The organism is Pseudomonas sp. PI1, assembly GCF_000812405.1.
In the GTDB taxonomy this organism is placed as follows: Bacteria; Pseudomonadota; Gammaproteobacteria; order Pseudomonadales; family Pseudomonadaceae; genus Pseudomonas; species Pseudomonas citronellolis.
The window spans coordinates 22,788-42,867 of sequence record NZ_JWMC01000063.1 but is presented as its reverse complement, the minus strand read 5'-3'; the positions used below and the strand labels follow the sequence as shown (position 1 = coordinate 42,867).

General features: G+C 69.4%; 20 protein-coding genes. 4 read left to right on the top strand and 16 right to left on the bottom strand.

The genetic code is table 11. The features are described 5' to 3' along the window. Positions 1-20 precede the first annotated feature (20 nt). A complete protein-coding gene (gene hemB, locus RN02_RS20740) occupies positions 21-1,034 on the bottom strand; it encodes a porphobilinogen synthase (protein WP_043269641.1) in 1,014 nt (337 codons plus the stop codon). Between the two features lie 244 nt (positions 1,035-1,278). On the opposite strand from hemB, the gene RN02_RS20735 reads away from it, so the two are divergent. Next, positions 1,279-1,842 (top strand): DedA family protein, encoded by a 564-nt coding sequence (locus RN02_RS20735; protein WP_099049022.1) that lies wholly within the window; start codon positions 1,279-1,281, stop codon positions 1,840-1,842. On the opposite strand, the gene RN02_RS20730 is transcribed toward RN02_RS20735, so the two are convergent. Next, a complete protein-coding gene (locus RN02_RS20730) occupies positions 1,843-3,081 on the bottom strand; it encodes a sterol desaturase family protein (RefSeq protein ID WP_043316385.1) in 1,239 nt (412 codons plus the stop codon). Positions 3,082-3,223: 142 nt separating this feature from the next. Between RN02_RS20730 and elbB the strand changes: the two genes are divergently transcribed. Then, the gene (elbB, locus tag RN02_RS20725; protein ID WP_043316382.1) at positions 3,224-3,877 is read left to right on the top strand and encodes an isoprenoid biosynthesis glyoxalase ElbB; all 654 of its coding nucleotides are present in this window, start codon (positions 3,224-3,226) and stop codon (positions 3,875-3,877) included. A gap of 86 nt (positions 3,878-3,963) precedes the next feature. Here elbB and RN02_RS20720 read toward each other — a convergent pair whose 3' ends face one another. The 6 genes from RN02_RS20720 to RN02_RS20695 form a co-directional block, all read right to left on the bottom strand. After that, the gene (locus RN02_RS20720; RefSeq protein WP_043316380.1) at positions 3,964-4,416 is read right to left on the bottom strand and encodes a YaiI/YqxD family protein; all 453 of its coding nucleotides are present in this window, start codon (positions 4,414-4,416) and stop codon (positions 3,964-3,966) included. Positions 4,417-4,484: 68 nt separating this feature from the next. Further along, the gene (locus RN02_RS20715; RefSeq protein ID WP_043316378.1) at positions 4,485-6,380 is read right to left on the bottom strand and encodes a cytochrome c/FTR1 family iron permease; all 1,896 of its coding nucleotides are present in this window, start codon (positions 6,378-6,380) and stop codon (positions 4,485-4,487) included. A gap of 77 nt (positions 6,381-6,457) precedes the next feature. Continuing rightward, the gene (locus RN02_RS20710) at positions 6,458-7,087 is read right to left on the bottom strand and encodes a LysE family transporter (RefSeq protein ID WP_009615056.1); all 630 of its coding nucleotides are present in this window, start codon (positions 7,085-7,087) and stop codon (positions 6,458-6,460) included. A 212-nt stretch (positions 7,088-7,299) separates the two neighbouring features. Next, entirely contained in the window at positions 7,300-8,058 is a 759-nt protein-coding gene (locus RN02_RS20705) for a TerC family protein (protein WP_009615055.1), read from the bottom strand. Positions 8,059-8,097: 39 nt separating this feature from the next. Next, positions 8,098-8,658: a mechanosensitive ion channel family protein gene (locus tag RN02_RS20700; RefSeq protein WP_043269653.1), complete on the bottom strand. Its 561-nt coding sequence runs from the start codon at positions 8,656-8,658 to the stop codon at positions 8,098-8,100. Beyond that, on the bottom strand, positions 8,658-10,571 hold the full coding sequence (locus RN02_RS20695) for an ATP-binding cassette domain-containing protein (RefSeq protein ID WP_043316376.1): 1,914 nt from the start codon (positions 10,569-10,571) through the stop codon (positions 8,658-8,660). Before RN02_RS20695 ends, RN02_RS20700 begins: the two co-directional genes overlap by 1 nt. 47 nt (positions 10,572-10,618) lie before the next feature. Between RN02_RS20695 and RN02_RS20690 the strand changes: the two genes are divergently transcribed. Next, the gene (locus RN02_RS20690; RefSeq protein ID WP_043316374.1) at positions 10,619-11,092 is read left to right on the top strand and encodes a TIGR02444 family protein; all 474 of its coding nucleotides are present in this window, start codon (positions 10,619-10,621) and stop codon (positions 11,090-11,092) included. On the opposite strand, the gene RN02_RS20685 is transcribed toward RN02_RS20690, so the two are convergent. The 3 genes from RN02_RS20685 to RN02_RS20675 all read right to left on the bottom strand — a co-directional run bounded on the left by RN02_RS20685 (position 11,089) and on the right by RN02_RS20675 (position 13,752). Beyond that, on the bottom strand, positions 11,089-12,231 hold the full coding sequence (locus RN02_RS20685; protein ID WP_043316372.1) for an AlgP family protein: 1,143 nt from the start codon (positions 12,229-12,231) through the stop codon (positions 11,089-11,091). The two genes, RN02_RS20690 and RN02_RS20685, sit on opposite strands and share 4 nt — an antisense overlap. A gap of 324 nt (positions 12,232-12,555) precedes the next feature. Then, entirely contained in the window at positions 12,556-13,023 is a 468-nt protein-coding gene (locus RN02_RS20680) for an Rsd/AlgQ family anti-sigma factor (protein ID WP_009615050.1), read from the bottom strand. A 246-nt stretch (positions 13,024-13,269) separates the two neighbouring features. Beyond that, positions 13,270-13,752, bottom strand: a complete 483-nt coding sequence (locus tag RN02_RS20675; RefSeq protein ID WP_009615049.1) for a disulfide bond formation protein B — start codon at positions 13,750-13,752, stop codon at positions 13,270-13,272. 114 nt (positions 13,753-13,866) lie between these two features. Between RN02_RS20675 and RN02_RS20670 the strand changes: the two genes are divergently transcribed. Further along, the gene (locus RN02_RS20670; protein ID WP_052267775.1) at positions 13,867-14,967 is read left to right on the top strand and encodes a PQQ-dependent sugar dehydrogenase; all 1,101 of its coding nucleotides are present in this window, start codon (positions 13,867-13,869) and stop codon (positions 14,965-14,967) included. 62 nt (positions 14,968-15,029) lie between these two features. On the opposite strand, the gene RN02_RS20665 is transcribed toward RN02_RS20670, so the two are convergent. The 5 genes from RN02_RS20665 to algR all read right to left on the bottom strand — a co-directional run bounded on the left by RN02_RS20665 (position 15,030) and on the right by algR (position 20,080). Next, complete coding sequence (locus RN02_RS20665) at positions 15,030-16,268, bottom strand: heme biosynthesis HemY N-terminal domain-containing protein (protein ID WP_043316367.1); 1,239 nt, start codon at positions 16,266-16,268, stop codon at positions 15,030-15,032. Next, a complete protein-coding gene (locus RN02_RS20660; protein ID WP_043316365.1) occupies positions 16,265-17,380 on the bottom strand; it encodes a uroporphyrinogen-III C-methyltransferase in 1,116 nt (371 codons plus the stop codon). Before RN02_RS20660 ends, RN02_RS20665 begins: the two co-directional genes overlap by 4 nt. Positions 17,381-17,402: 22 nt before the next feature. After that, entirely contained in the window at positions 17,403-18,167 is a 765-nt protein-coding gene (locus tag RN02_RS20655; RefSeq protein WP_043316362.1) for a uroporphyrinogen-III synthase, read from the bottom strand. Continuing rightward, positions 18,164-19,105: a hydroxymethylbilane synthase gene (gene hemC / locus RN02_RS20650; protein WP_043316360.1), complete on the bottom strand. Its 942-nt coding sequence runs from the start codon at positions 19,103-19,105 to the stop codon at positions 18,164-18,166. Before hemC ends, RN02_RS20655 begins: the two co-directional genes overlap by 4 nt. 228 nt (positions 19,106-19,333) lie before the next feature. Beyond that, entirely contained in the window at positions 19,334-20,080 is a 747-nt protein-coding gene (gene algR, locus RN02_RS20645) for an alginate biosynthesis regulator AlgR (protein ID WP_009615042.1), read from the bottom strand.

The following is a 20,080-nucleotide window of genomic DNA, read 5'->3' as shown; positions in this document are numbered from 1 at the left end:
CAAGTCTCGTCGCGGGGGCGTCAGCGCCCCCTTTTCAGTTGTTCTGCCGCACGTTTGGCGAAGTAGGTCAGGATGCCATCGGCGCCGGCGCGCTTGAAGGCCAGCAGCGATTCGAGAATCACCGCCTCGCTGAGCCAGCCATTCTCGATGGCCGCCATGTGCATCGCGTATTCGCCGCTGACCTGGTAGACGAAGGTCGGCGCGCGGAATTCGTCCTTGGCCCGGCGGACGATGTCCAGGTAGGGCATGCCCGGCTTGACCATGATCATGTCGGCGCCTTCGGCGAGGTCGGCGGCGATCTCGTGCAGCGCCTCGTCGCTGTTGCCCGGGTCCATCTGGTAGGTGGCCTTGCTGCCCTTGCCGAGGTTGGCGGCGGAGCCGACCGCGTCGCGGAACGGGCCGTAGTAGGCGCTGGCGTACTTGGCCGAGTAGGCCATGATCCGGGTGTTGATGTGCCCGGTGGATTCCAGCGCCTCGCGGATGGCGCCGATGCGGCCGTCCATCATGTCCGAGGGAGCCACCACCTGGGCGCCGGCCTCGGCGTGGGACAGCGCCTGCTTGACCAGTACGTCCACCGACTCGTCGTTCATCACGTAGCCGTTCTCGTCGAGGATGCCGTCCTGGCCATGGATGGTGAACGGGTCCAGGGCCACGTCGGTGATGATGCCCAGCTCCGGGAAGCGCTCGCGCAGGGCGCGGGTGGCGCGCTGGGCGATGCCCTCGGGGTTGTAGGCCTCGGCGCCATCGAGGGACTTCTTCTCCAGCGGCGTGACCGGGAACAGCGCCAGCGCCGGGATGCCCAGCTCCACCAGTTGCTCGGCTTCCTCCAGCAGCAGGTCGATGGACAGGCGCTCGACGCCCGGCATCGAGGCGATGGCCTCGCGCTGGTTCTTGCCGTCGAGGACGAACACCGGAAGGATGAGGTCGTCGACGCTCAGCACGTTCTCGCGCACCAGGCGACGGGAGAACTCGTCGCGGCGGTTGCGGCGCAGGCGGGTGAAGGGGAAGGCGCGTTCGGCGGAAATGAAGCTCACGGCGTACTCCAGGGCCCTGACGACAGGCACAGTGTGACAGTTATAGTCGGGGATTATGACCGATTGGTAACAAGGGGTAACAGTGACCCGGGGTCGCGGCAACCGGTCGCAGGGAGCCGAAACCGCAGCATACGACCAAAGTAGGCGGTCCGGGCCATGCAAAGGCCAGCAAGCCGCCAGCAGGTGCCTTCCCCCCGGACGACAACCGCGTTAGGCTGCGCGTTCATTTTGCTGCGTTGCCTCGATAATGCTCCAACAATTCCTGCAGGATTTCGGCTATGTGGCCCTGTTCCTCGGCACCTTCTTCGAGGGCGAGACCATTCTGGTGCTGGCCGGCTTCCTTGCCTTCCGCGGCTACATGCAGCTCGAATACGTGATCGCCGTGGCCTTCCTCGGCAGCTACGCGGGCGACCAGCTCTGGTACTTCCTCGGCCGCCGCCACGGGCGCAAGCTGCTGGCGCGCAAGCCGCGCTGGCAGAAGCTCGGCGACCGCGCCCTGGAGCACGTGCGGCGGCGCCCGGACCTGTGGGTGCTGAGCTTCCGCTTCGTCTACGGCCTGCGCACCGTGATGCCGGTGGCCATCGGCCTGTCCGGCTACCCGCCGGGCCGCTACCTGCTGCTCAACGGCCTGGGCGCCATCGTCTGGGCCAGCGCGCTCGGCTCGGCGGCGTACTACTTCGGCAGCGTGCTCGAAGGCGTGCTGGGCAACATCAAGAAGTACGAACTCATGGTCCTCGGCGGCCTGCTCGCCATCGGCCTGCTGCTGTGGCTGCACCGGCGCATCAAGAACAGCCGCAACGGCAACTGATCAGGCCGGCTGCGCCTGCCGCCCCTCGTGGCGCAGGCCCCACAACGCAAGCAGGCTGAGGGCGGCATGGGCGCCCAGCAGCGCCAACGCCCATCCCGGCAGCGCCAGGCCGGCCGCTGCGGCGGTGATTGCCACCCAGGGCAGGTTCAGCAATAGGCGCAGCCCTTCCAGCCGCAGCGCCCAGGCGCGGTTCTCCAGCCAGGCGCCGATGACGAACAGGCCGCAGGCCATCCACGCCCAGCCCAGCAGCAGCGCCGGCAGCGGCCAGCCCTCCCCCAGCCCCAGCAGCAAAGTGCCGCCGATCACGTAGCCGGCGAACTGCACGGTGGCGTACCACTGCCGGCCGCGGGACAGCGGCACCTCGAACTTGCGGAAGGTGGCCAGGTCGGTCTTCTGCAGCGGGTAGCGCGCCGCCACGTCGGCCGGGCGCCAGCCGGTGCGCATGAACCAGATGCGCAGCTTGTCCCACCAACTGCCCGCCCGCCGCGCGTCGTTCCACAGCGCGGCGTAGACCTGCAGGTTGGCCCACAGCGGGTTCCAGCTGGCCAGCGGCACGGTCACGCCGAACACCACCGGTTCCTCGTCCAGCTCTTCCTGGAAGGTGCTGAACAGGCGGTCCCAGAGGATGAACACGCCACCATAGTTACGGTCCATGTAGACAGGGTTCTGCGCATGGTGCACCCGGTGGTTCGACGGGCTGACGAAGAACCATTCGAACCAGCCGAGCTTGGGAATGTGCCGGGTGTGCACCCAGAACTGGTAGAGCAGGTTCAGCGCCGCCACGCTGACGAACACCAGCGGCGGCACCCCGGCCACGGCCATCGGCAGGTAGAAGATCCAGCCGAAGAGGAAGCCCGTGCTGGTCTGCCGCAGCGCCGTGCTGAGGTTGTACTCCTCGCTCTGGTGGTGCACCGCGTGGGCCGCCCAGAGGATGCTGCGCTCGTGGCCCAGGCGGTGGTTCCAGTAGTAGCAGAAGTCGTAGAAGACGAAGGCGAACACCCAGACCCAGGCGCTTTGCGCGGACAGCTCGAAGAGCGCCAGGTGCTGCCAGGCGAACACGTAGGTGACCAGGCCGATGCCCTTGGTCAGCAGGCCGCTGGTGGTGGACAGCACCCCGGCGCTGAGGCTGTTCAGGGCGTCGCTCAGGCGATAGGTGGAGGTGCCGCGCCAGCGGTCGGCCAGCAGCTCCAGCGCGATCAGCAGGAAGAAGAACGGCACCGCGAAGAGGATGTAGTTCATGGCGCGACCGAATCGTTATGCTTATGGATACCGATCCTAGTCCTCTGGCGCCCGGCTACAACGGCCGCCGGTGACAACCCGGCCGGCATATGGCGACAGCCACGTCGCCACCTCCGGCCAACCCCGAACCAGGAGTACCTGCATGCACAAGAAAGTTGCCGTCATCCTCTCCGGCTGCGGCGTCTACGACGGCGCCGAGATCCACGAAAGCGTGATCACCCTGCTGCGCCTGTCCCAGCGCGGCGCGCAGGTGCAGTGCTTCGCCCCGGACATCGCCCAGCACCACGTGGTCAACCACCTCACCGGCGAGGAAATGCCGGAGAGCCGCAACGTGCTGGTGGAATCCGCGCGCATCGCCCGCGGCCAGATCAAGGACGTGCGCGAGGCGAAGGTCGAGGACTTCGACGCGCTCATCGTCCCCGGCGGCTTCGGCGCGGCGAAGAACCTGTGCAACTTCGCCTTCGAGGGCGACCAGTGCGAGGTCGAGTCGGACGTGCTGGCCCTGGCCAAGGCCTTCGCCGCCGCGCACAAGCCGGTGGGCCTGATCTGCATCGCCCCGGCCATGGCCGAGCGCATCTACGGCCCGGGCATCGAATGCACCATCGGCTGCGACGCCGACACCGCCGCCGCCCTCACCCGCATGGGCGCCAAGCACGTCGACTGCCCGGTGGACGAGATAGTCGAGGACAGCCGCCACAAGCTGGTGACCACCCCGGCCTACATGCTGGCGCAGAACATCGCCGAGGCGGCCAGCGGGATCAACAAGTTGGTGGATCGGGTGTTGGAGTTGGCGTAAGGCAGGGCTGGAGGCTGGAGGCTGGAGGCTGGAGGCTGGAGGTCGTGCGGCTTCTAGCTTTCAGCTTCAAGCTTCCAGCGTCTCTTTTAGCTTCTGCTCAACCGCGTCAATAACCGATCCAGCGCATTGGCGAAAGCCTGTCGATCCTTGTCGCCATAAGGCGCCTGGCCGCCGCCCATCTGCCCCTGGTCGCGCAGGTCGGTCATCAGGTTGCGCAGCGCCAGGCGCTCGCCCATGTTCTTCGCGTCGAACTCGCGGCCGCGCGGGTCCAGGGCGTCCACGCCCTTCTTCACCAGGCGGTCGGCCAGCGGCACGTCGCTGCAGATCACCAGATCGCCCGGCTCGGCCTGCTCCACCAGGTAGTCGTCGGCGGCGTCCATGCCGCTGGGCACCACCACCAGGCTGATGCAGGCGAACGGCGGCTTGGCCACCGGCTGGCCGGCGACCATCACCACTTCCAGCTTGCGCTTCAGGGCGAACTTCGCCACCAGTTCCTTCGCCGCGCGCGGGCAGGCGTCGGCATCGATCCAGATACGCATCGGACTCGTTTCCCGAAAATGACGACGGCCAGTATCGCACTGGCCGTCGGGGTTTGCCGCGTGCCGCCTCAGGGCAGCGCCGCAGCCTTGCGTTTCTCCGCCAGCAGGCTGCGCCCGTAGAGCACGGCCACCGCCAGCAGCGCCAGGGCCTGGGCCGATAGCGAGTAGGCGTCGGCCTTGATGCCCAGCCAGTCGAAGTCGAAGAAGGGCACCGGGCGGGTGCCGATCACCCCGGCTTCCTGCAGGGCCACCACGCCGTGCCCGGCGAACACCACCGAGAGCGCGCAGAGCAGCGCGGCGTTGACGGTGAAGAACAGCTTCAGCGGCAGTTTCGCCGAGCCGCGCAGGATCACCCAGGCCAGGCCGATCAGCAGCACCACCGCGCAGCCGGCGCCGGCGATGACCGCGCTGTGCCCGGCCGGGCCGGCCTGCAGCCAGAGGGTTTCGTAGAACAGGATGACCTCGAACAGCTCGCGGTACACCGAGAAGAACGCCAGCACGGCGAAGCCGAAGCGCCCGCCGCCGCCCACCAGGCTGCTGCGGATGTAGTCCTGCCAGGCCGCGGCGTGGCGGCGGTCGTGCATCCACACGCCGAGCCAGAGCACCATCACGCAGGCGAACAGCGAGGTGAAGCCCTCCATCAGCTCGCGCTGGGCGCCGCCGATGTCGATCACGTAGGCCGCCAGCGCCCAGGTGGCGAAGCCGGCGACGAAGGCCAGGCCCCAGCCGACGTGCACGCCGCGGGTGGCGGCTTCCTGCCCGGTATTGCGCAGGAAGGCGAGGATGGCGGCGAGCACCAGGATGGCTTCCACGCCCTCGCGCAGCAGGATCAGCAGGGCCGAGACGAAGCTGATGGTGCTGCTCAGGGAGTCGCCGCTGAGCGCCTTGGCGGCTTCGCCAAGCTTGCCCTTGGCGCGCTCCAGCTGCTGCGCCACCTGGGCTTCGGGCAGGCCGTCGCGCAGCGTCTGGCGGTAGGCCATGAGTTCTTTCTCGGTGGCCTTGCGCAGGGTGGCGTCGACGTTGTCCAGCGAGCTTTCCACCAGTTCGAAACCTTCCAGATAGGCGGCGACCGAGAGGTCGTAGGCCTGGTCGTGGTCGCCCTGGCGGTAGATGGCGAAGCTCTTGTCGAGGGTCGCGGCGGTGTAGTCGATCAGCTGCGCCGGGCCGCGGTGCTCCAGCGGCGGATGGGCGCGCAGGGCGCGGAAGCTCTGCGCGGCGGCGTCGCCGTCGCGGGCGGCCACTTCGGCCGGGGTCTGGGTGGCCAGGCTCGCCAGCGGGTAGGCGTGGGCGCCGTCGGGCTGGGCCTCGGCGGCGCTCAGGCCCGCCACGTAGGCGGCCAGGTCCCAGCGCTGGCGCTCGTCCAACTGGTCGGCGAAGGCCGGCATGTCGGTGCCGGCGACGCCCAGGCCGATCACCGTGCGCAGGTCGTAGAGGCTCAGTTGGTCCAGGCGCGCGCGGGCCGTGAGGTCGGCCGGCGACGGCTGCAGGCCGATGCCCGCCGGGCCGTCGCCCTTGCCGGCGTCGCCGTGGCAGATCGAGCACTGCTGGGCGTAGAGCGGTGCGCCGCGGGCCGGGTCGGGGGTGATGGCGGGGGTCTGCACCACCTGGTAGACATCCGCCAGGCGCGCTTCCAGGTGACGCGCCTGCTGCGCCACCAGGGCGCCGGGCTGGCGCTGCTCGATGGCGCGGCGCAGGCCGGCCACCTCGCGCTCCAGGTCGGCCCGCTCGGGGCGCGCCGGCAGGGCCAGCAGCAGCGCCTGCAGCTGGCCGGCGAACTCCAGTTGCTCCTTGTATTCGGTGGCGTCGAGCACCTGCCCGGCGCTCACCGTCGGCGGGTAGTCCGCGGCCAGGTAGCTCAGCAGGTGCAGGGCCTGGGAGGGGTCGACCGGAACGTCGGCCAGGGCCGTGAGGCTGGCGCCGCAAAGCAGCGGCAGCAGCCAGATGAGAAGCTTTGGAAGGCGCATGGCGGAAGGCGAATGAGAATGGAGGGCGCCAATACTACTCCGCCACCATTCGGGCGCCTAGGCGGCGCCCGTCGGCTTCACACCGGGGCGCGGCGAACGGTGGCCAGCAGCGCGGCGGCGCCGAGGAACAGGCTGGCGAAGGTGCGGTTCATCAGCCGCTGCTGGCGCGGCGAGCGCAGCGCGCGCAGCACCCGCGCGGCCAGCCCGGTGTAGCCGGCCATGACGATCAGGTCGACGCAGATCATGGTGGCGCCCATTATCACGTACTGCATCGCCATCGGCCGGTGCGGGTCGACGAACTGCGGCAGCACGGCGAGCATGAAGATCACCGCCTTGGGGTTGCTGGCGTTGACCAGGAAGCCGCGCAGCACCAGGCTCAGCGGGCGGCCGATGGGGCGCTCGGCGTCGGCCTGCATCACCTGCGGGGCGGCGCTCCACTGGCGCCAGGCGAGGTAGGCCAGGTAGACCACGCCGAACCACTTGATCACGCTGAAGGCCAGCGCCGAGGTGGCCAGCAGCGCGCCGACGCCGGCGGCGACCACGGCGATCTGCAGAGCCAGACCGATCTGCAGGCCCAGGGCGTTCCAGTAGCCGCGCCAAAAGCCGTACTGCAGGCCGCAGGACATCGAGGCGATGGCCCCGGCGCCGGGCGACAGGCTGATCACCCAGCAGGCGATGAGGAAGGCGAACCAGGTACTGGCGAGCATGGTGGACCTCGTGGCGAAAAATCTTGTTACGGGTAGCCAGTGTGCCCGAGTCGCGCGTTGCCGTGTAGGGGATGCCCCGTAGGATGGGTTGAGCGAAGCGATACCCATCGCCGTGACTCCGGCGCCCCCCTGTAGGAGCGCGCCCTGCGCGCGAATCGCGGGCAGGGCCCGCTCCTACAGGTGTGGAGGAAGCCCGGCGCGGGGCATGCCGATCAGCTCGGCAGGTCCTTGCGCAGCTTCACCGGCTCTTCGCCGCGCTTGCGCGCCAGGGCGCCGCGCAGGCGGATGTTCAGCGCTTCCACCGCCAGCGAGAAGGCCATGGCGAAGTAGACGTAGCCCTTGGGCACGTGGACCTCGAAGGCCTCGGCCACCAGCACGGTGCCGACCACGATGAGGAACGACAGCGCCAGCATCTTCAGCGACGGGTGCTTGTCGATGAAGTCGCTGATGGTGCCGGCGGCGAGCATCATCACGCCGACCGAGATGACGATGGCGGCGATCATCACCGGCACGTTCTGCACCAGGCCCACGGCGGTGATCACCGAGTCCAGGGAGAAGATGATGTCGATGATCGCGATCTGGATGATCACCGCCATGAAGCCGCGGCTCTTGGCGCTGCCCTGCCCGCCTTCCTCGGCGCCTTCCAGGCTGTGGTAGATCTCCATGGTGCTCTTGAACAGCAGGAACAGGCCGCCGAAGAACAGGATCAGGTCGCGCCCGGAAACGCCCTGGCCGAACACCTCGAAGAGGTCGGCGGTCAGGCGCATCACCCAGGTGATCGACAGCAGCAGGAGAATCCGCGTGCCCATCGCCAGCGCCAGGCCGAAGAACCGCGCCTTGGGCTGCTGTGCCGCCGGCAGGCGGCTGACCAGGATGGAGATGAAGATGATGTTGTCGATGCCCAGGACGATCTCCAGGGCGGTCAGGGTCAGAAAGGCGACCCAGATTTCAGGGCTAGCGAGCCATTCCATAGTGCGTGGGTATCCGTGTGGGAACAGGGGTTGTGGTTGTTATCTTCCGCTGCTCAGCCCGGGCCCTTTCCAGCGCCGGATGGCCTTCTGGAAGAACAGGCTGTTGGGCACCTGCAGCAGGGCGCTGGTGCCGTCCTCGAAGGTTTCCTCGAGGGTGGTGTAGAGCAGGTTGATGGCGCTGACGCGGCCCTTCACGCCGGGCTTGTCGGCCGACTCGATGACCTCCACCAGGTCGCCCAGGCGGAACGGCCCGACGGTGAAGATCAGCAGCGCGCAGAACAGGTTGGAAAGCACGCTCCAGATGGCGAAGAAGGCCACCGCGGCGACCGCGACGAAGCCGGTCAGCGCGGTCCACAGCACCTGGGCGGAAACCCCCAGGCGCTCCAGCACCATCATCAGCGCCGAGCCCATGATCAGCCAGCGCAGGCCGCCGCGCAGCGGCAGCAGCAGTTCGTGGGGGATCGGGTAGCGCTGCGCCAGGCGGTTCAGCCCGCGCGCCACCATGCGCTGCAGCACCCAGGCCAGCAGCAGGATGAGGACGATCTGCAGGCCGCGCAGCAATGGATCGCTCCAGGCGACGAGCAGCGGCAGGTCTTCCATCACTCGGCTCCTTCGAGCTGGGCCTGGAGGTTCTCCAGGGTTTCCAGGGCCACCAGCCAGGCTTCCTCGACCTCGGCCTCGCGGGCTTTCAGGCTCGCCTGCCGGGCCAGCAGGTCACGCAGTTCGTCCTTGCGCGCGTTCTCGTAGAGGGCGCTGTCGCCGAGCTTTTCCTCCAGCGCGGCGAGCTTGTCGTGGATGCCGCCCAGCTCCTTCTCCAGCTTGTCCGCCTCGCGCTTGTGCGGCGCCAGCTGCTGGCGCAACGCGGCGGCGGCCTGGCGCTGGGCGCGCTTGTCGGTCTTCTCGACAGACGCTGCGCCGGCATTGGCGACCGGCGCCTGGCGCGCGCGGAAGTCCACCAGCCAGCGGGCATAGTCGTCGAGGTCGCCGTCGAAGTCCTGCACGCGGCCGTCGGCCACCAGCAGGAACTGGTCGGTGGTGCTCTTGAGCAGGTGACGGTCGTGGGACACCACCACCACCGCCCCGGAGAACTCCTGCAGGGCCATGGTCAGGGCCAGGCGCATCTCCAGGTCGAGGTGGTTGGTCGGTTCGTCGAGCAGCAGCAGGTTGGGCTTCTGCCAGGCGATCAGCGCCAGCGCCAGGCGCGCTTTCTCGCCGCCGGAGAAATTCAGCACCGGCTCGTCGCAGCGCGCGCCGCGGAAGTCGAAGCCGCCGAGGAAGTCGCGCAGGGTCTGCTCGCGCTCGCCCGGGGCGATGCGCTGCAGGTGCAGCAGCGGGCTGGCCTTGGCGTCCAGCGAGTCGAGCTGGTGCTGGGCGAAGTAGCCGATGGCGAGGTTCTCGCCGCGCGCCAGGTGCCCGGCCAGCAGCGGCAAGTCGCCGGAAAGGGTCTTGATCAGGGTCGACTTGCCGGCGCCGTTGGGGCCCAGCAGGCCGATGCGCGCGCCGGGTACCAGTTGCAGCTTGACCTTCTCCAGCACCGTCTTCTCGCCGTAGCCCAGGCGCGCCTCGGACAGGTCCAGCAGCGGGCTGGAAATCTTGTCCGACTCGCGGAAGACGAAGTCGAACGGCGAGTCGACGTGGGCCGGGGCCAGCTCCTCCAGGCGTTCCAGGGCCTTGATGCGGCTCTGCGCCTGGCGCGCCTTGGTGGCCTGGGCGCGGAAGCGGGCGATGTACTTTTCCATGTGGGCGCGCTGCGCCTGCTGCTTCTCGTAGGCCTGCTGCTGTTGCGCCAGGCGCTCGGCGCGGGTGCGCTCGAAGGCCGAGTAGCCGCCGCGGTAGAGCGTCAGCTTGCGCTGCTCCAGATGCGCCACGTGGTCGACCACGGCGTCGAGGAAGTCGCGGTCGTGGGAGATCAGGATCAACGTGCCCGGGTAGCCCTTCAGCCACTCTTCCAGCCAGAGGATGGCGTCGAGGTCGAGGTGGTTGGTGGGTTCGTCGAGCAGCAGCAGTTCGGACGGGCACATCAGCGCCTGGGCCAGGTTCAGGCGCATCCGCCAGCCGCCGGAGAAGTCGCCGACACGGCGCTCCATCTGCTCGGCGCTGAAGCCCAGGCCGGCCAGCAGCTTGCGCGCCCGCGCGTCGGCGGTGTAGCCGTCGGCGTTGTCCAGCTCGGTGTGCAGGCGCGCCACGGCGGCGCCGTCATGGGCGTTCTCGGCGGCGGCCAGCTGCGCCTGGATCTCGCGCAGACGCACATCGCCGTCGAGGACGTAGTCCACGGCCTGGCGCTCGAGGGTGTCCACCTCCTGGCGCATGTGCGCGATGCGCCAGTCGGCGGGGATCCGGCAGTCGCCGGCGTCCTGGCCGAGTTGGCCGCGCAGCAGGGCGAACAGGCTCGATTTGCCGGCGCCGTTGGCGCCGATCAGGCCGACTTTCTGGCCGGCATGCAAGGTCAGTTCGGCACCTTCCAGCAAGCGCTGGGGGCCACGCTGTAGCGTAAGATTTTGGAGTCGAATCATGGCGGCGGAGTTTATCAGCTTCGCCGCGCAACCGCTGTGGGAGCCCTATGACAGAAGATATCTGGTCGTTCGCCCTCGACCTCTACGCGCAGCCGGGCGTCGAGGCGGCCTGCCTGGAGTTGCAGGAAGCCGGCACCGACGTCTGCCTGCTGCTGGCCGGGGCCTGGTTCGCAGCCCGTGGCCGGGCCTGCTCCGAACAACGCCTGGACACCCTGGCGAAGGCCTCCGCCAACTGGCAACGCGAGGTGGTGAAGCCGCTGCGGATGCTGCGCCAACAGTGGAAGGCGGGGGCGCAGGACGACGCCCATCTGGAAGAACTACGGGAAACCCTGAAAACGCTGGAGCTGCGCGCCGAACGCCTGCAACTGGAGCGGCTGGCGGAAGCGGGACGGGACTGGACGGAAGCGGGAAGGGACGAACTGGACGCCTGGCTGCAGGGCTGCGCCGGCGAAGCGGGGAAGGCACGCCGCGGTGCGCTGCAACAGCTGCGCACCGCGGCGGCTTCGCGAGCGGCGTCTTAGGAAGCGCTGCTCGGAGTGGCGGCCGGAGCGCTCGGCGCTACCGGAGCCGGTGCGGCGCTGGCGACCGGAGCGGTCGACGCGGCCGGGGCAGCGGGAGCAGCCGGGGTAGCGGCCGGAGCTGCAGGCTTGGCGGCGACGGCGGGCTTGGCCGCGGGTTTCGCAGCGGCGGGCTTGGCGGCCGGTTTGGCAGCAGGCTTCGCAGCGGTGGGCTTGGCAGCCGGTTTGGCGGCAGGCTTCGCAGCAGCGGGCTTGGCAGCGGGCTTCGCAGCGGCAGGCTTGGCAGCCGGTTTGGCAGCAGGCTTCGCAGCAGCGGACTTGGCAGCCGGTTTGGCGGCGGGCTTCGCGGCAGCAGCTTTGGCAGCCGGCTTGGCGGCAGGCTTCGCAGCAGCAGCCTTGGCAGCCGGCTTGGCGGCAGGCTTCGCAGCAGCAGCTTTGGCAGCCGGCTTGGCGGTGGGCTTCGCGGCAGCAGCCTTGGCAGCCGGTTTAGCGGCGGGCTTCGCAGCAGCAGTTTTAGCAGCCGGCTTGGCGGCGGGCTTCGCAGCGGCAGCTTTGGCAGCCGGCTTGGCGGCGGGCTTCGCAGCAGCAGCCTTGGCAGCCGGTTTAGCGGCGGGCTTCGCGGCAGCAGCCTTGGCAGCCGGCTTGGCGGCAACGGCCTTGGCGGCCGGTTTGGCGGCAGGCTTGGCAGCGGCAGCCTTGACCACCGGCTTGGCGGCGACAGGCTTGGCGGCGGCAACCGGCTTGCGGGTGGCCAGCGACTTGCCGACCGCTTCCTTCACCTTGCTCACGCCCTGGGCCAGCTTCAGGCTTTCCTGGACGTCACGCTTGAGGTTGGCGATGTAGGCGCGGGTTTCCGCCTGACGGCCCTTCAGTGTTTCCAGCACCTCTTCCAGCTCTGCGATGCCGGCCTTGGCCTTGGCTTGTGCCTTGGCCTTCCCGGACTTGCCTGCTTCCTGCAGTTTGGTGCGTGCCTTGTGCAGTTTGTCCTGCGCTTTGGCACGTTGCTTTTCCAGCTTGGCGTGCAGTTTCTCGGAGTCCACCAGGGCCTGCTTGCAAGCGGTCTCCAGGTGCTCGATCAGACTGTGGGAAAGTTGCTGCAGCAGATGCAAAGGGGTGGTGACAGGTTTCTTGTTGGCCGACATGACGTGCCTCCTGGCGTACGTGGTTGCGCCCATACTAGACCCGCGCAGGCCCTCTCGCCAACGCCCCCATAAAGCTGAAACCCGCGCCAGGCACAATCTGCAGCCGTTTTTCCACAGGCCGGACAGCAGCCCGCGGGCACGCCATCTCCAGCGACACCCTCGCCAACGACGCCACAGACTGCCGCCACGAGGCCGTCAGGCGGAACTTTCCGAATGGCTGTAAGCCTCGTAGTACGCGGCTTTCAGCCACCTCGACGAGGTTTTCGCGGGCATGAAAAAAGGGCGCGTCCGCAAGGACCGCGCCCCTTTTCCCGCCCGCCAGAATCAGGCGGTGACCGTGCGCTGTTCGTGGGCGTTGTGCAGCACCTCGATCAGGCAATCTTCCAGTTCGAAACGCTCGTGAAGCTGTTGGCACAGCAGCTTCAACTCGTTGGTGAGGCAGGTGCCTTCGCGGCAATCGCCGTTGTCGCAGCGATCGGTGAAGTTCAATGCGGACGCGGTGATGGCTTCCAGGCGCGGGTAGATCTGCTTGGCCAGTTCCAGGCCGCGCGCATCGCCGAAGGCCTTGGCCTCGTCCATCAGCTGTTCGTAGACCTCGAAGTGGCCGGCGGAGACGTAGTCGACCAGGCGCTGGCAGAAGTTCTCCAGCCCCTCGCCATTGACGGCGGGCGCCTGGGGTCCGGATAGCGAATCGAAGGCCTGGATGAGTTCCTGGCGGTCACGCAACCAGCGGTCGATCAGTTGGTGGACGCCTCCCCAACGTTCCTGGGCATTGCGGCAGCTCTCGAGCATCTTGTCCTCGCTTCCCTCGGCCTGTCCCGGCGGTTCCGCGGCGGGACAGTTCTCTGTCGAATGCGGGCACTCGCCGGCGTTCTACCGCTCTGATGGCGGAATCCCGGCGATGCGGAAGACCAGAGTATGCCCGCGGGATGTCCGCTTCAAGACACCTTTCGCGGGAAAATTCATACGAGCGTTTAATCGGCAGCCCGCGACGGCGCTGGCTTCGCGCCGTAGGACAGTTCTGCCGCCGCGCGGCGATCAGCCGCGGCGCAGAAACTGGAAGACGGCGAACAGGGCGAAGCCGACGAAGGCCAGCAGGCTCCACTCCGGGATGCTCAGGCTGAGCAGCGTCCAGGTCACCTCGGCGCAGTCGGCCGAGCCGTGGAACATGGTCCAGAGGATGTCCGCGTAGGGCATGGTCTGCATCATGTAGTCCAGCGGCGGCAGGCAGGACGGCAGTTGGTCCGGCGGCAGGGTCTGCAGCCAGATCTGCCGGCCGGCGGTGCCGGCCCCGCCCAGCGAGCAGAGCAGCACCAGCACCGAGTAGACGCGCCGGCCGCGGCCATGCAGCGCGGCGATCAGCGAGAACAGCCCGGCGCCGGCGAAGAAGATGCGCTGCACGATGCACAGCGGGCAGGGTTCCAGGCCGACGACGTACTGCAGGTAGAAACCGGCGCCGAGCATGGCGGCGCAGGCGAGGAAGGCGAGGAAGAACAGGGAACGCGGGCTGGCCAGGTTCATGGCGGCTCCAGTGGCACGGCATTTTCGGAAAGGCCGCTACGGTAGAGGAAATTCCGCGGGCCTTTCAAGGCGGCGGGCTAGACTGGGCCGGACAGCCATCAGGGAATTCCTACCATGCGTCGACAGCTGATCCTACTCGCCGCGCTGCTGTTCGTCCCCCTCCCCGGTGCATTCGCCGCCTCGGTCGTGGAGCGGCTCAAGGTGCCCGAAGGGTTCCGCATCGAGGTGCTCAGCGACCAGCTGCCCAACGCCCGCGCCATGGCCCTGGGCAGCGAGGGCACGCTCTTCGTCGGCAGTCGCGAGGCCGGCAAGGTGTACGCCCTGCGCCCCGGCGAACAGCGCCCGCGGGTGATCGCCAGCGGCCTGAAGATGCCCAGCGGCGTGGCCTTCCACCAGGGCGATCTGTACGTCTCGGCTGTCAGCCGCCTCTACGTGCTGCGCGACATCGAGACGCACCTGGATGCGCCGCCAAAACCCGAGGAACTGCCGCCGCAGTTCCCCGGCGAGACGCACCACGGCTGGAAGTTCATCGCCTTCGGCCCCGACGGCAAGCTCTACGTGCCGGTGGGCGCGCCCTGCAACATCTGCCGCCCGGACCGCGAGCGCTACGCCAACCTGCAACGCATGCAGCCGGACGGCAGCCAGCGCGAGGTGGTGGCCTATGGCGTGCGCAACACCGTGGGCTTCGACTGGGACGCCCAGGGCCGGCTGTGGTTCACCGACAACGGCCGCGACCTGCTCGGCGACGACCAGCCCGACGACGAGCTGAACCGCGTGGGCAAGGCCGGCGACGACTTCGGCTACCCGGACTGCCATGCCGGGCGCATCGCCGACCCGGAGTTCGCCCAGCGCCCCTGCTCGGCCTTCGTCGCGCCGGTGGCCGGCCTCGGTGCCCACGTGGCGGCGCTGGGCATGCGTTTCTACAGCGGCGAGCAGTTCCCCGCCGAGTACCGCGGCAACGTCTTCATCGCCGAGCATGGCTCGTGGAACCGCAGCCGCAAGGTCGGCTACCGGGTGGTGCGCGTCGAGCTGAACGCGGACGGCTCGCTGAAACGCCAGAGCCTGTTCGCCGAGGGCTGGCTGCAACCCGGCGAGGAAGTGCTGGGGCGCCCCGCCGACGTGCTGGTGGCCGCGGACGGGTCGCTGCTGGTGAGCGACGACATGGCCGGGGCGATCTACCGCATCCGCTACGTCGGCAAGCAGGCTGGCAAGTAGGCGGCAGCTGTCAGCCCAAACGAAAGCGGCGCCCGAGGGCGCCGCGTTTCATCCGAACCGTCTTACGCTTTCGCAGGCAACTGGACTGCACTGCCTACGGGCGCGCCGAACAGACCCAGGCCTTCCTGGAACAGCCTGTTGCTGCGCTCGGTTTCCCCCAGGTGCGCCAGCAGCCGCGCCAGCTCGGCACAGGTCTCGGCGCTGTGCTGGCGGGCCAGGCTGGCCTCCAGGTAGTCGCGGGCCTTGCCCCAGAGCTTGTCGGCCAGGCACAGGCGGCCCAAGGACAAGAGCAGGACGGGGTCGTCGGGATACTTCTTCAGCCAGGCCTCGGCGTTCTGCAGCTGGCGCGCCGGGTCGCTGCCGCGGGCCTTGCCGTAGAGCAGCATCAGGCGTTCGTCGTAGCCTTCCTTGAGGGCCTGGCGCAGGACCTTCTCCGCCTCCTCGGGCGCGCCCAGGCGCAGCAGCTGCTGGGCATAGGCGGCGACCAGCAGCGGCTGGGCGCGCAGGTTGGCGGGCAGGTTCTGCCAGGTCTGGGTGAGCGGCTGCAGGGCCGTCTCGCCCTGCCCCACGCCCTGCTCGCCGGCGGCTTCCAGGGCGGCGATCCAGGCGCGGCGCTCCAGGTCGCTGAGCTGGGCGTTCTCCAGCACGCGCTCCTTGCGCAGTTCCGGCAGCAGGGCCAGCAACGGGCGCCAGTCCTGCAGGCTGACGTAGAGCTGCTGGAGCAGGCGCAGCACCGTGGGGTGGCGCGGGTGTTCCTCGTGCAGCTTCACCAGTACCGCGCGGGCCGGTTCGAAGGCGCCACGGTTGATCAGCAGTTGCGCGCGCGTCAGGCCCACGGCCAGCTCCGTGCCGGGCTGGCGTTCCAGGGCGCGGTCGAGCAACTGGTCGCACTCGTCGAAGCGCCCCAGCTCGTTGGCCGCGCGGGCCGCGCCCAGGTAGCTGGACAGGCTGTGCTGGTTCAGTTCGGCGGCGCGCCGCAGGTGGCGCAGGGCCGGGGCCCAGTGGCCTTCGGCGAGGTCGCGCTGGCCGTGTTCCTCGGCCATTTCGGCGCGGCGGCGGCGGTTGAAGCGCGACCAGGGGTTGACCACCCGCCCGGACACGCCGACCAGGCGCAATACCAGGCGCACCGCCAGGTACAGCAGCCAGACCAGCGCCAGCAGGGCGAGGAAGGTCCACAGGCTGGATTCGTAGCGGAAGCTCTTGTAGGCGATCAGCACGTAGCCCGACTGCTCGGCGATGGCCAGGCCGACCAGGGTGGCGGCCACCACCAGGGCCAGGACCAGCAGGTAGACGCGGCTCATTGGCTACCCTCCGCCTGGGGCGCGGCGGGCGCCTGCTGCTGGTCGAGGGCGGCCTGGTCGCGGCGCACCACGTAGGCCTGCAGGGCGCCCAGCGCCGGGGTCAGGTCGGGCACCTGCACGGCCACCGGCTGCTGCGCCAGCTCGTCGATGCGCAGGCCCAGGGCGCGGCTGTCGGCGAGGTCGGCGTTGAAGAAGTCGCCGAGGATCTGCCGGGCCTGCTTCAGGGCCTGTTGGTAGACTTCCTGGCGCCCGTTGAGCGCGGCCCACTGCGCCTGCTCCAGGGCCAGGCTCAGGGCCAGGCGCACGCGCGTCAGCTGTTGCCCGGAGAGCAGCGGGCGCACGTCCTGGCCGGCGTTGAAGTCGATGCGCACGTAGCGCGAGATGCGTTCCCACCACTGGTCCAGGGTGCTGCTGCCGTCGCCCCAGGCGGTGGTCGAGGCCTTGCCCGGGCCTTCCTTGAAGCTCGGCTCCAGCGGTTGCAGCTGGGCGGCCTGCTCGCGCAGCGCGCCGAGCTGCAGGAACAGCCCGGTGCGGTCCGGCTGCGGCAGGCTGCGCAGGGCTTCGAGGCTCTTGGCCAGTTGCGCGCGGGCGGCGAAGGCGCCGGGGTCGTTCTGCGCGCGGAGGATGTCGTCGGCGCCCTGCACCAGTTGGGTGGCGCTGTCGATGTCCTGCAGCGCGGAAAGGCGCAGCGAGGCGAGGCGCATCAGGTGCTCGGCCTCGGCCAGGCGCCACTGCTGGCGGCTCTGCCCGAGGACCTGCTTGAACTGCTGGGCCAGGTGCTGCTGGTCGCCCTGCAGCTCGACCACCAGGCGCCGGCGGGCCTCCAGCTCGTCGGCGCTGGGCAGCGCGTCCAGGCGCTTGTCCAGCGCGCTGTTGTGGTTGAGCAGGCTCTGCGCCTCGCCGCGGGCCTCTTCCAGCTGCTGCGCGCGGGCCTGGTCGCGGGCCTGCAGTTGCTGCGTCTGCCACAGCCCCCAGCCACCGACGCCGAGGCCGGCGACGCCGACCAGCAGGGCGAGCAGGGCCAGGCCGTTGCCGGACCGGGCCGGAGCGGGCGGGGTCGGCTCGACGGGGGTATCTTGCGGGGTGTCTTGGGGAGTGACGGCTTCGCTCACAGGTCCATCCTTCGCTCGGAAATTATTCTTCGTCGGCGCCCCTGAGCGCCTCCAGCAGGGCCGCGGCATTCGCCCCGCGGCAATCGATCACGTGTCGCGCACCGGCTTCCCGGGCCAGTTCGGCGACCCGCGGGCTGGGCACGAACAAGGGTAGCCCGGCCAGCCGCGGCCAGTCCTCCCCGGCCACGCGCAGCAGGTGCTCCAGGCCCTGGCCGCTGCTCACCACCAGGCCGTTCAGTGCTTCGTCGCGCACCCGCCGCGCCAGCTCGCCCGCCGGGTAGTCCGGCAGCACGCGACGGTAGAGTTCCAGATAATCCACCGCCACGCCTTGGCCGCGCAGGCGCTCGGCGAGGAATTCCCGGCCACCTTCGCCACGCAGGATCAGCGCCCGCGGCCCGGGCACCTGCAGGGCGCGGGCCAGTGCCGGCAGGGCCAGCAGCGCTTCGCTGTCGTCGCCGTTCTCCGGGTGGTGCACACGCAGGCCGTAGTCATCGAGGATAGCCGCAGTGGCCGCGCCGACCGCGAACCAGTCCTGGCGCGCCGGCGGTTGCGGCCAGTAGCGATCGATGCGCTCCAGGCCCAGGCGCGCGGCGGGCTTGCTGACCACCACCACGGCGCAGTAGCGGTCCAGGTCGAGCAGCAGGCTGCGTTGCTCGGGGGTTTCTTCCAGCGGCTCGATGGCCAGCAGCGGCAGGCTGGCGCTGGCCACGCCGTGCTCGGCGAGGCTGGCGGCCAGGGCCGCGCACTCGTCCTGCGGCCGCGTCAGCAGCAGGCGCCAGTGGCTCACTGCGGGCCGGCCTCGCCATAGACGGCGGCGAGGATGTCGGCCGCGCCTTGTTCCAGCAGTTCTTCGGCGACCTTCACGCCCAGCGCCTCGGCCTCGGCCAGGGGCGCGCGGGCTTCGGCGCGCAGCAGTTGCGTGCCGTCGGGCTGGCCGACCAGGCCGCGCAGCCACAGCTGCTCGCCCTCGCGCACGGCGTAGCAGGCGATGGGCACCTGGCAGCCGCCGTTGAGGCGTTTGTTCAGCGCACGCTCGGCGGTCACCCGCCGCGCGGTGTCGGCGTGGTGCAGCGGCGCCAGCAGCGCGTGGATCTCGCTATCGGCGCTGCGGCATTCGATGCCCACGGCGCCCTGGCCGCCGGCCGGCAGGCTGTCCTCGACGCCGATGCTGGAGCGGATGCGCGCCTCGAAGCCGAGGCGGATCAGGCCGGCGGCGGCGAGGATGATGGCGTCGTATTCGCCGGCGTCGAGCTTGGCCAGGCGGGTGTTGACGTTGCCGCGCAGGAAGCGGATCTGCAGGTCCGGGCGGCTGGCCAGCAGCTGCGCCTGGCGGCGCAGGCTGGAGGTGCCGACCACACTGCCGGCGGGCAGCTCGGCGAGGCTGGCGTAGGTGTTGGAGACGAAGGCGTCGCGCGGGTCCTCGCGCTCGCAGATACAGTACAGGCCCAGGCCCTCGGGGAAGTCCATGGGCACGTCCTTCATGGAGTGCACGGCGATGTCGGCCGCGCCTTCCAGCAAGGCGGTCTCCAGCTCCTTGACGAACAGGCCCTTGCCGCCGATCTTCGCCAGCGGCGCGTCGAGCAGCTTGTCGCCGCGGCTGGTCATCGGCAGCAAGCTCACGCGCAGGCCGGGATGGGCCTGCTCCAGGCGGGTCTTGACGTACTCGGCCTGCCACAGGGCCAAAGCGCTCTGACGGGTGGCGATTCGGATTTCGCGGGACGACATGGGCAATTCCGGACAAAGGACTGCCGGGGATGATAACAGGCTTCGGCGCCCAGGCTTTCCCCCCTGCGACGCCAAAGCAGGCTTTCGGACCATCCCTGGGATTGCGCTTCGCCAGCGAACCCTATCCGGCCTCTCGCAGGAGCGAGCTTGCTCGCGAACAAACGCGGTGCCATGCGGTTCGCGAGCAAGCTCGCTCCTACGAAAAGCGCCTCGGCGCGCCTGCCGCCCTCAAAGGTTGTGCATCAAGCGGCGCACGCCGGCGACGTGGCGCCGGCTCACGGTCAGGGCGTCGCCGTCCAGGCCCTTGAGGTAAAGCTGAAAATGCCCCAGCGGGGTGCGCTGCAGGCGCTCGATGCGCTCGCGCGAGACCAGGGCGTTGCGGTGGATGCGCACGAAGCGCTCGCCGAACTCGTCCTCCAGCGCCTTCAGCGGCTCGTCCAGCAGCACCTCGCCGCCGTCGTGGCGCAGGGTCACGTACTTGTGGTCGGCAATGAAGAAGATCACGTCCTCCAGGGGGATCAGCTCGATGCCCTTGCGCGTCCGCGCGCTGATGTGGCTGCGCGGGCCGGGGCCGCCGGCGGCCGGCGGCCTGGTCAGCGCCGCCAGTTGGATGCGGTTGGGCCTGGAGGCTTTCTTCAGGGCCTCGGCCAGGTCCTCGGCGCGCACCGGCTTGACCAGGTAGCCGACCGCGCTGACCTGGAAGGCCTCCAGGGCGAATTCATCGTGGGCGGTGCAGAAGATCACCGCCGGGGGGGCTTCGCGCTCGCACAGCTTGGCGGCGACCTGGAGCCCGTCCAGGCCGGGCATGCGGATATCCAGCAGGACGATATCCGGCTTCAGGCTGTCGATCAGCGCCAGCGCTTCTTCGCCGTTGCTGGCGGAGGGTTCGAGGACGCGGTAGCCGTCCAGTTGCCCCACCAGTCGGGCCAGGCGCTCGCGCGCCAGGGGTTCGTCATCGACGATCAGGACATTCAT

Bases quoted from the DNA above. Each gene is read 5' to 3' on its own strand.
- RN02_RS20705 (WP_009615055.1), bottom strand. From the start codon at position 8,058: ATGGAATGGCTCGCTAGCCCTGAAATCTGGGTCGCCTTTCTGACCCTG.
- RN02_RS20730 (WP_043316385.1), bottom strand. From the start codon at position 3,081: ATGAACTACATCCTCTTCGCGGTGCCGTTCTTCTTCCTGCTGATCGCG.
- RN02_RS20715 (WP_043316378.1), bottom strand. From the start codon at position 6,380: ATGCGCCTTCCAAAGCTTCTCATCTGGCTGCTGCCGCTGCTTTGCGGC.
- RN02_RS20675 (WP_009615049.1), bottom strand. From the start codon at position 13,752: ATGAACCTGGCCAGCCCGCGTTCCCTGTTCTTCCTCGCCTTCCTCGCC.
- hemC (WP_043316360.1), bottom strand. From the start codon at position 19,105: ATGTCGTCCCGCGAAATCCGAATCGCCACCCGTCAGAGCGCTTTGGCC.
- RN02_RS20690 (WP_043316374.1), top strand. From the start codon at position 10,619: ATGACAGAAGATATCTGGTCGTTCGCCCTCGACCTCTACGCGCAGCCG.
- RN02_RS20685 (WP_043316372.1), bottom strand. From the start codon at position 12,231: ATGTCGGCCAACAAGAAACCTGTCACCACCCCTTTGCATCTGCTGCAG.
- RN02_RS20720 (WP_043316380.1), bottom strand. From the start codon at position 4,416: ATGCGTATCTGGATCGATGCCGACGCCTGCCCGCGCGCGGCGAAGGAA.
- RN02_RS20665 (WP_043316367.1), bottom strand. From the start codon at position 16,268: ATGAGCCGCGTCTACCTGCTGGTCCTGGCCCTGGTGGTGGCCGCCACC.
- RN02_RS20670 (WP_052267775.1), top strand. From the start codon at position 13,867: ATGCGTCGACAGCTGATCCTACTCGCCGCGCTGCTGTTCGTCCCCCTC.
- algR (WP_009615042.1), bottom strand. From the start codon at position 20,080: ATGAATGTCCTGATCGTCGATGACGAACCCCTGGCGCGCGAGCGCCTG.
- RN02_RS20695 (WP_043316376.1), bottom strand. From the start codon at position 10,571: ATGATTCGACTCCAAAATCTTACGCTACAGCGTGGCCCCCAGCGCTTG.
- RN02_RS20710 (WP_009615056.1), bottom strand. From the start codon at position 7,087: ATGCTCGCCAGTACCTGGTTCGCCTTCCTCATCGCCTGCTGGGTGATC.
- elbB (WP_043316382.1), top strand. From the start codon at position 3,224: ATGCACAAGAAAGTTGCCGTCATCCTCTCCGGCTGCGGCGTCTACGAC.
- RN02_RS20700 (WP_043269653.1), bottom strand. From the start codon at position 8,658: ATGGAAGACCTGCCGCTGCTCGTCGCCTGGAGCGATCCATTGCTGCGC.
- RN02_RS20680 (WP_009615050.1), bottom strand. From the start codon at position 13,023: ATGCTCGAGAGCTGCCGCAATGCCCAGGAACGTTGGGGAGGCGTCCAC.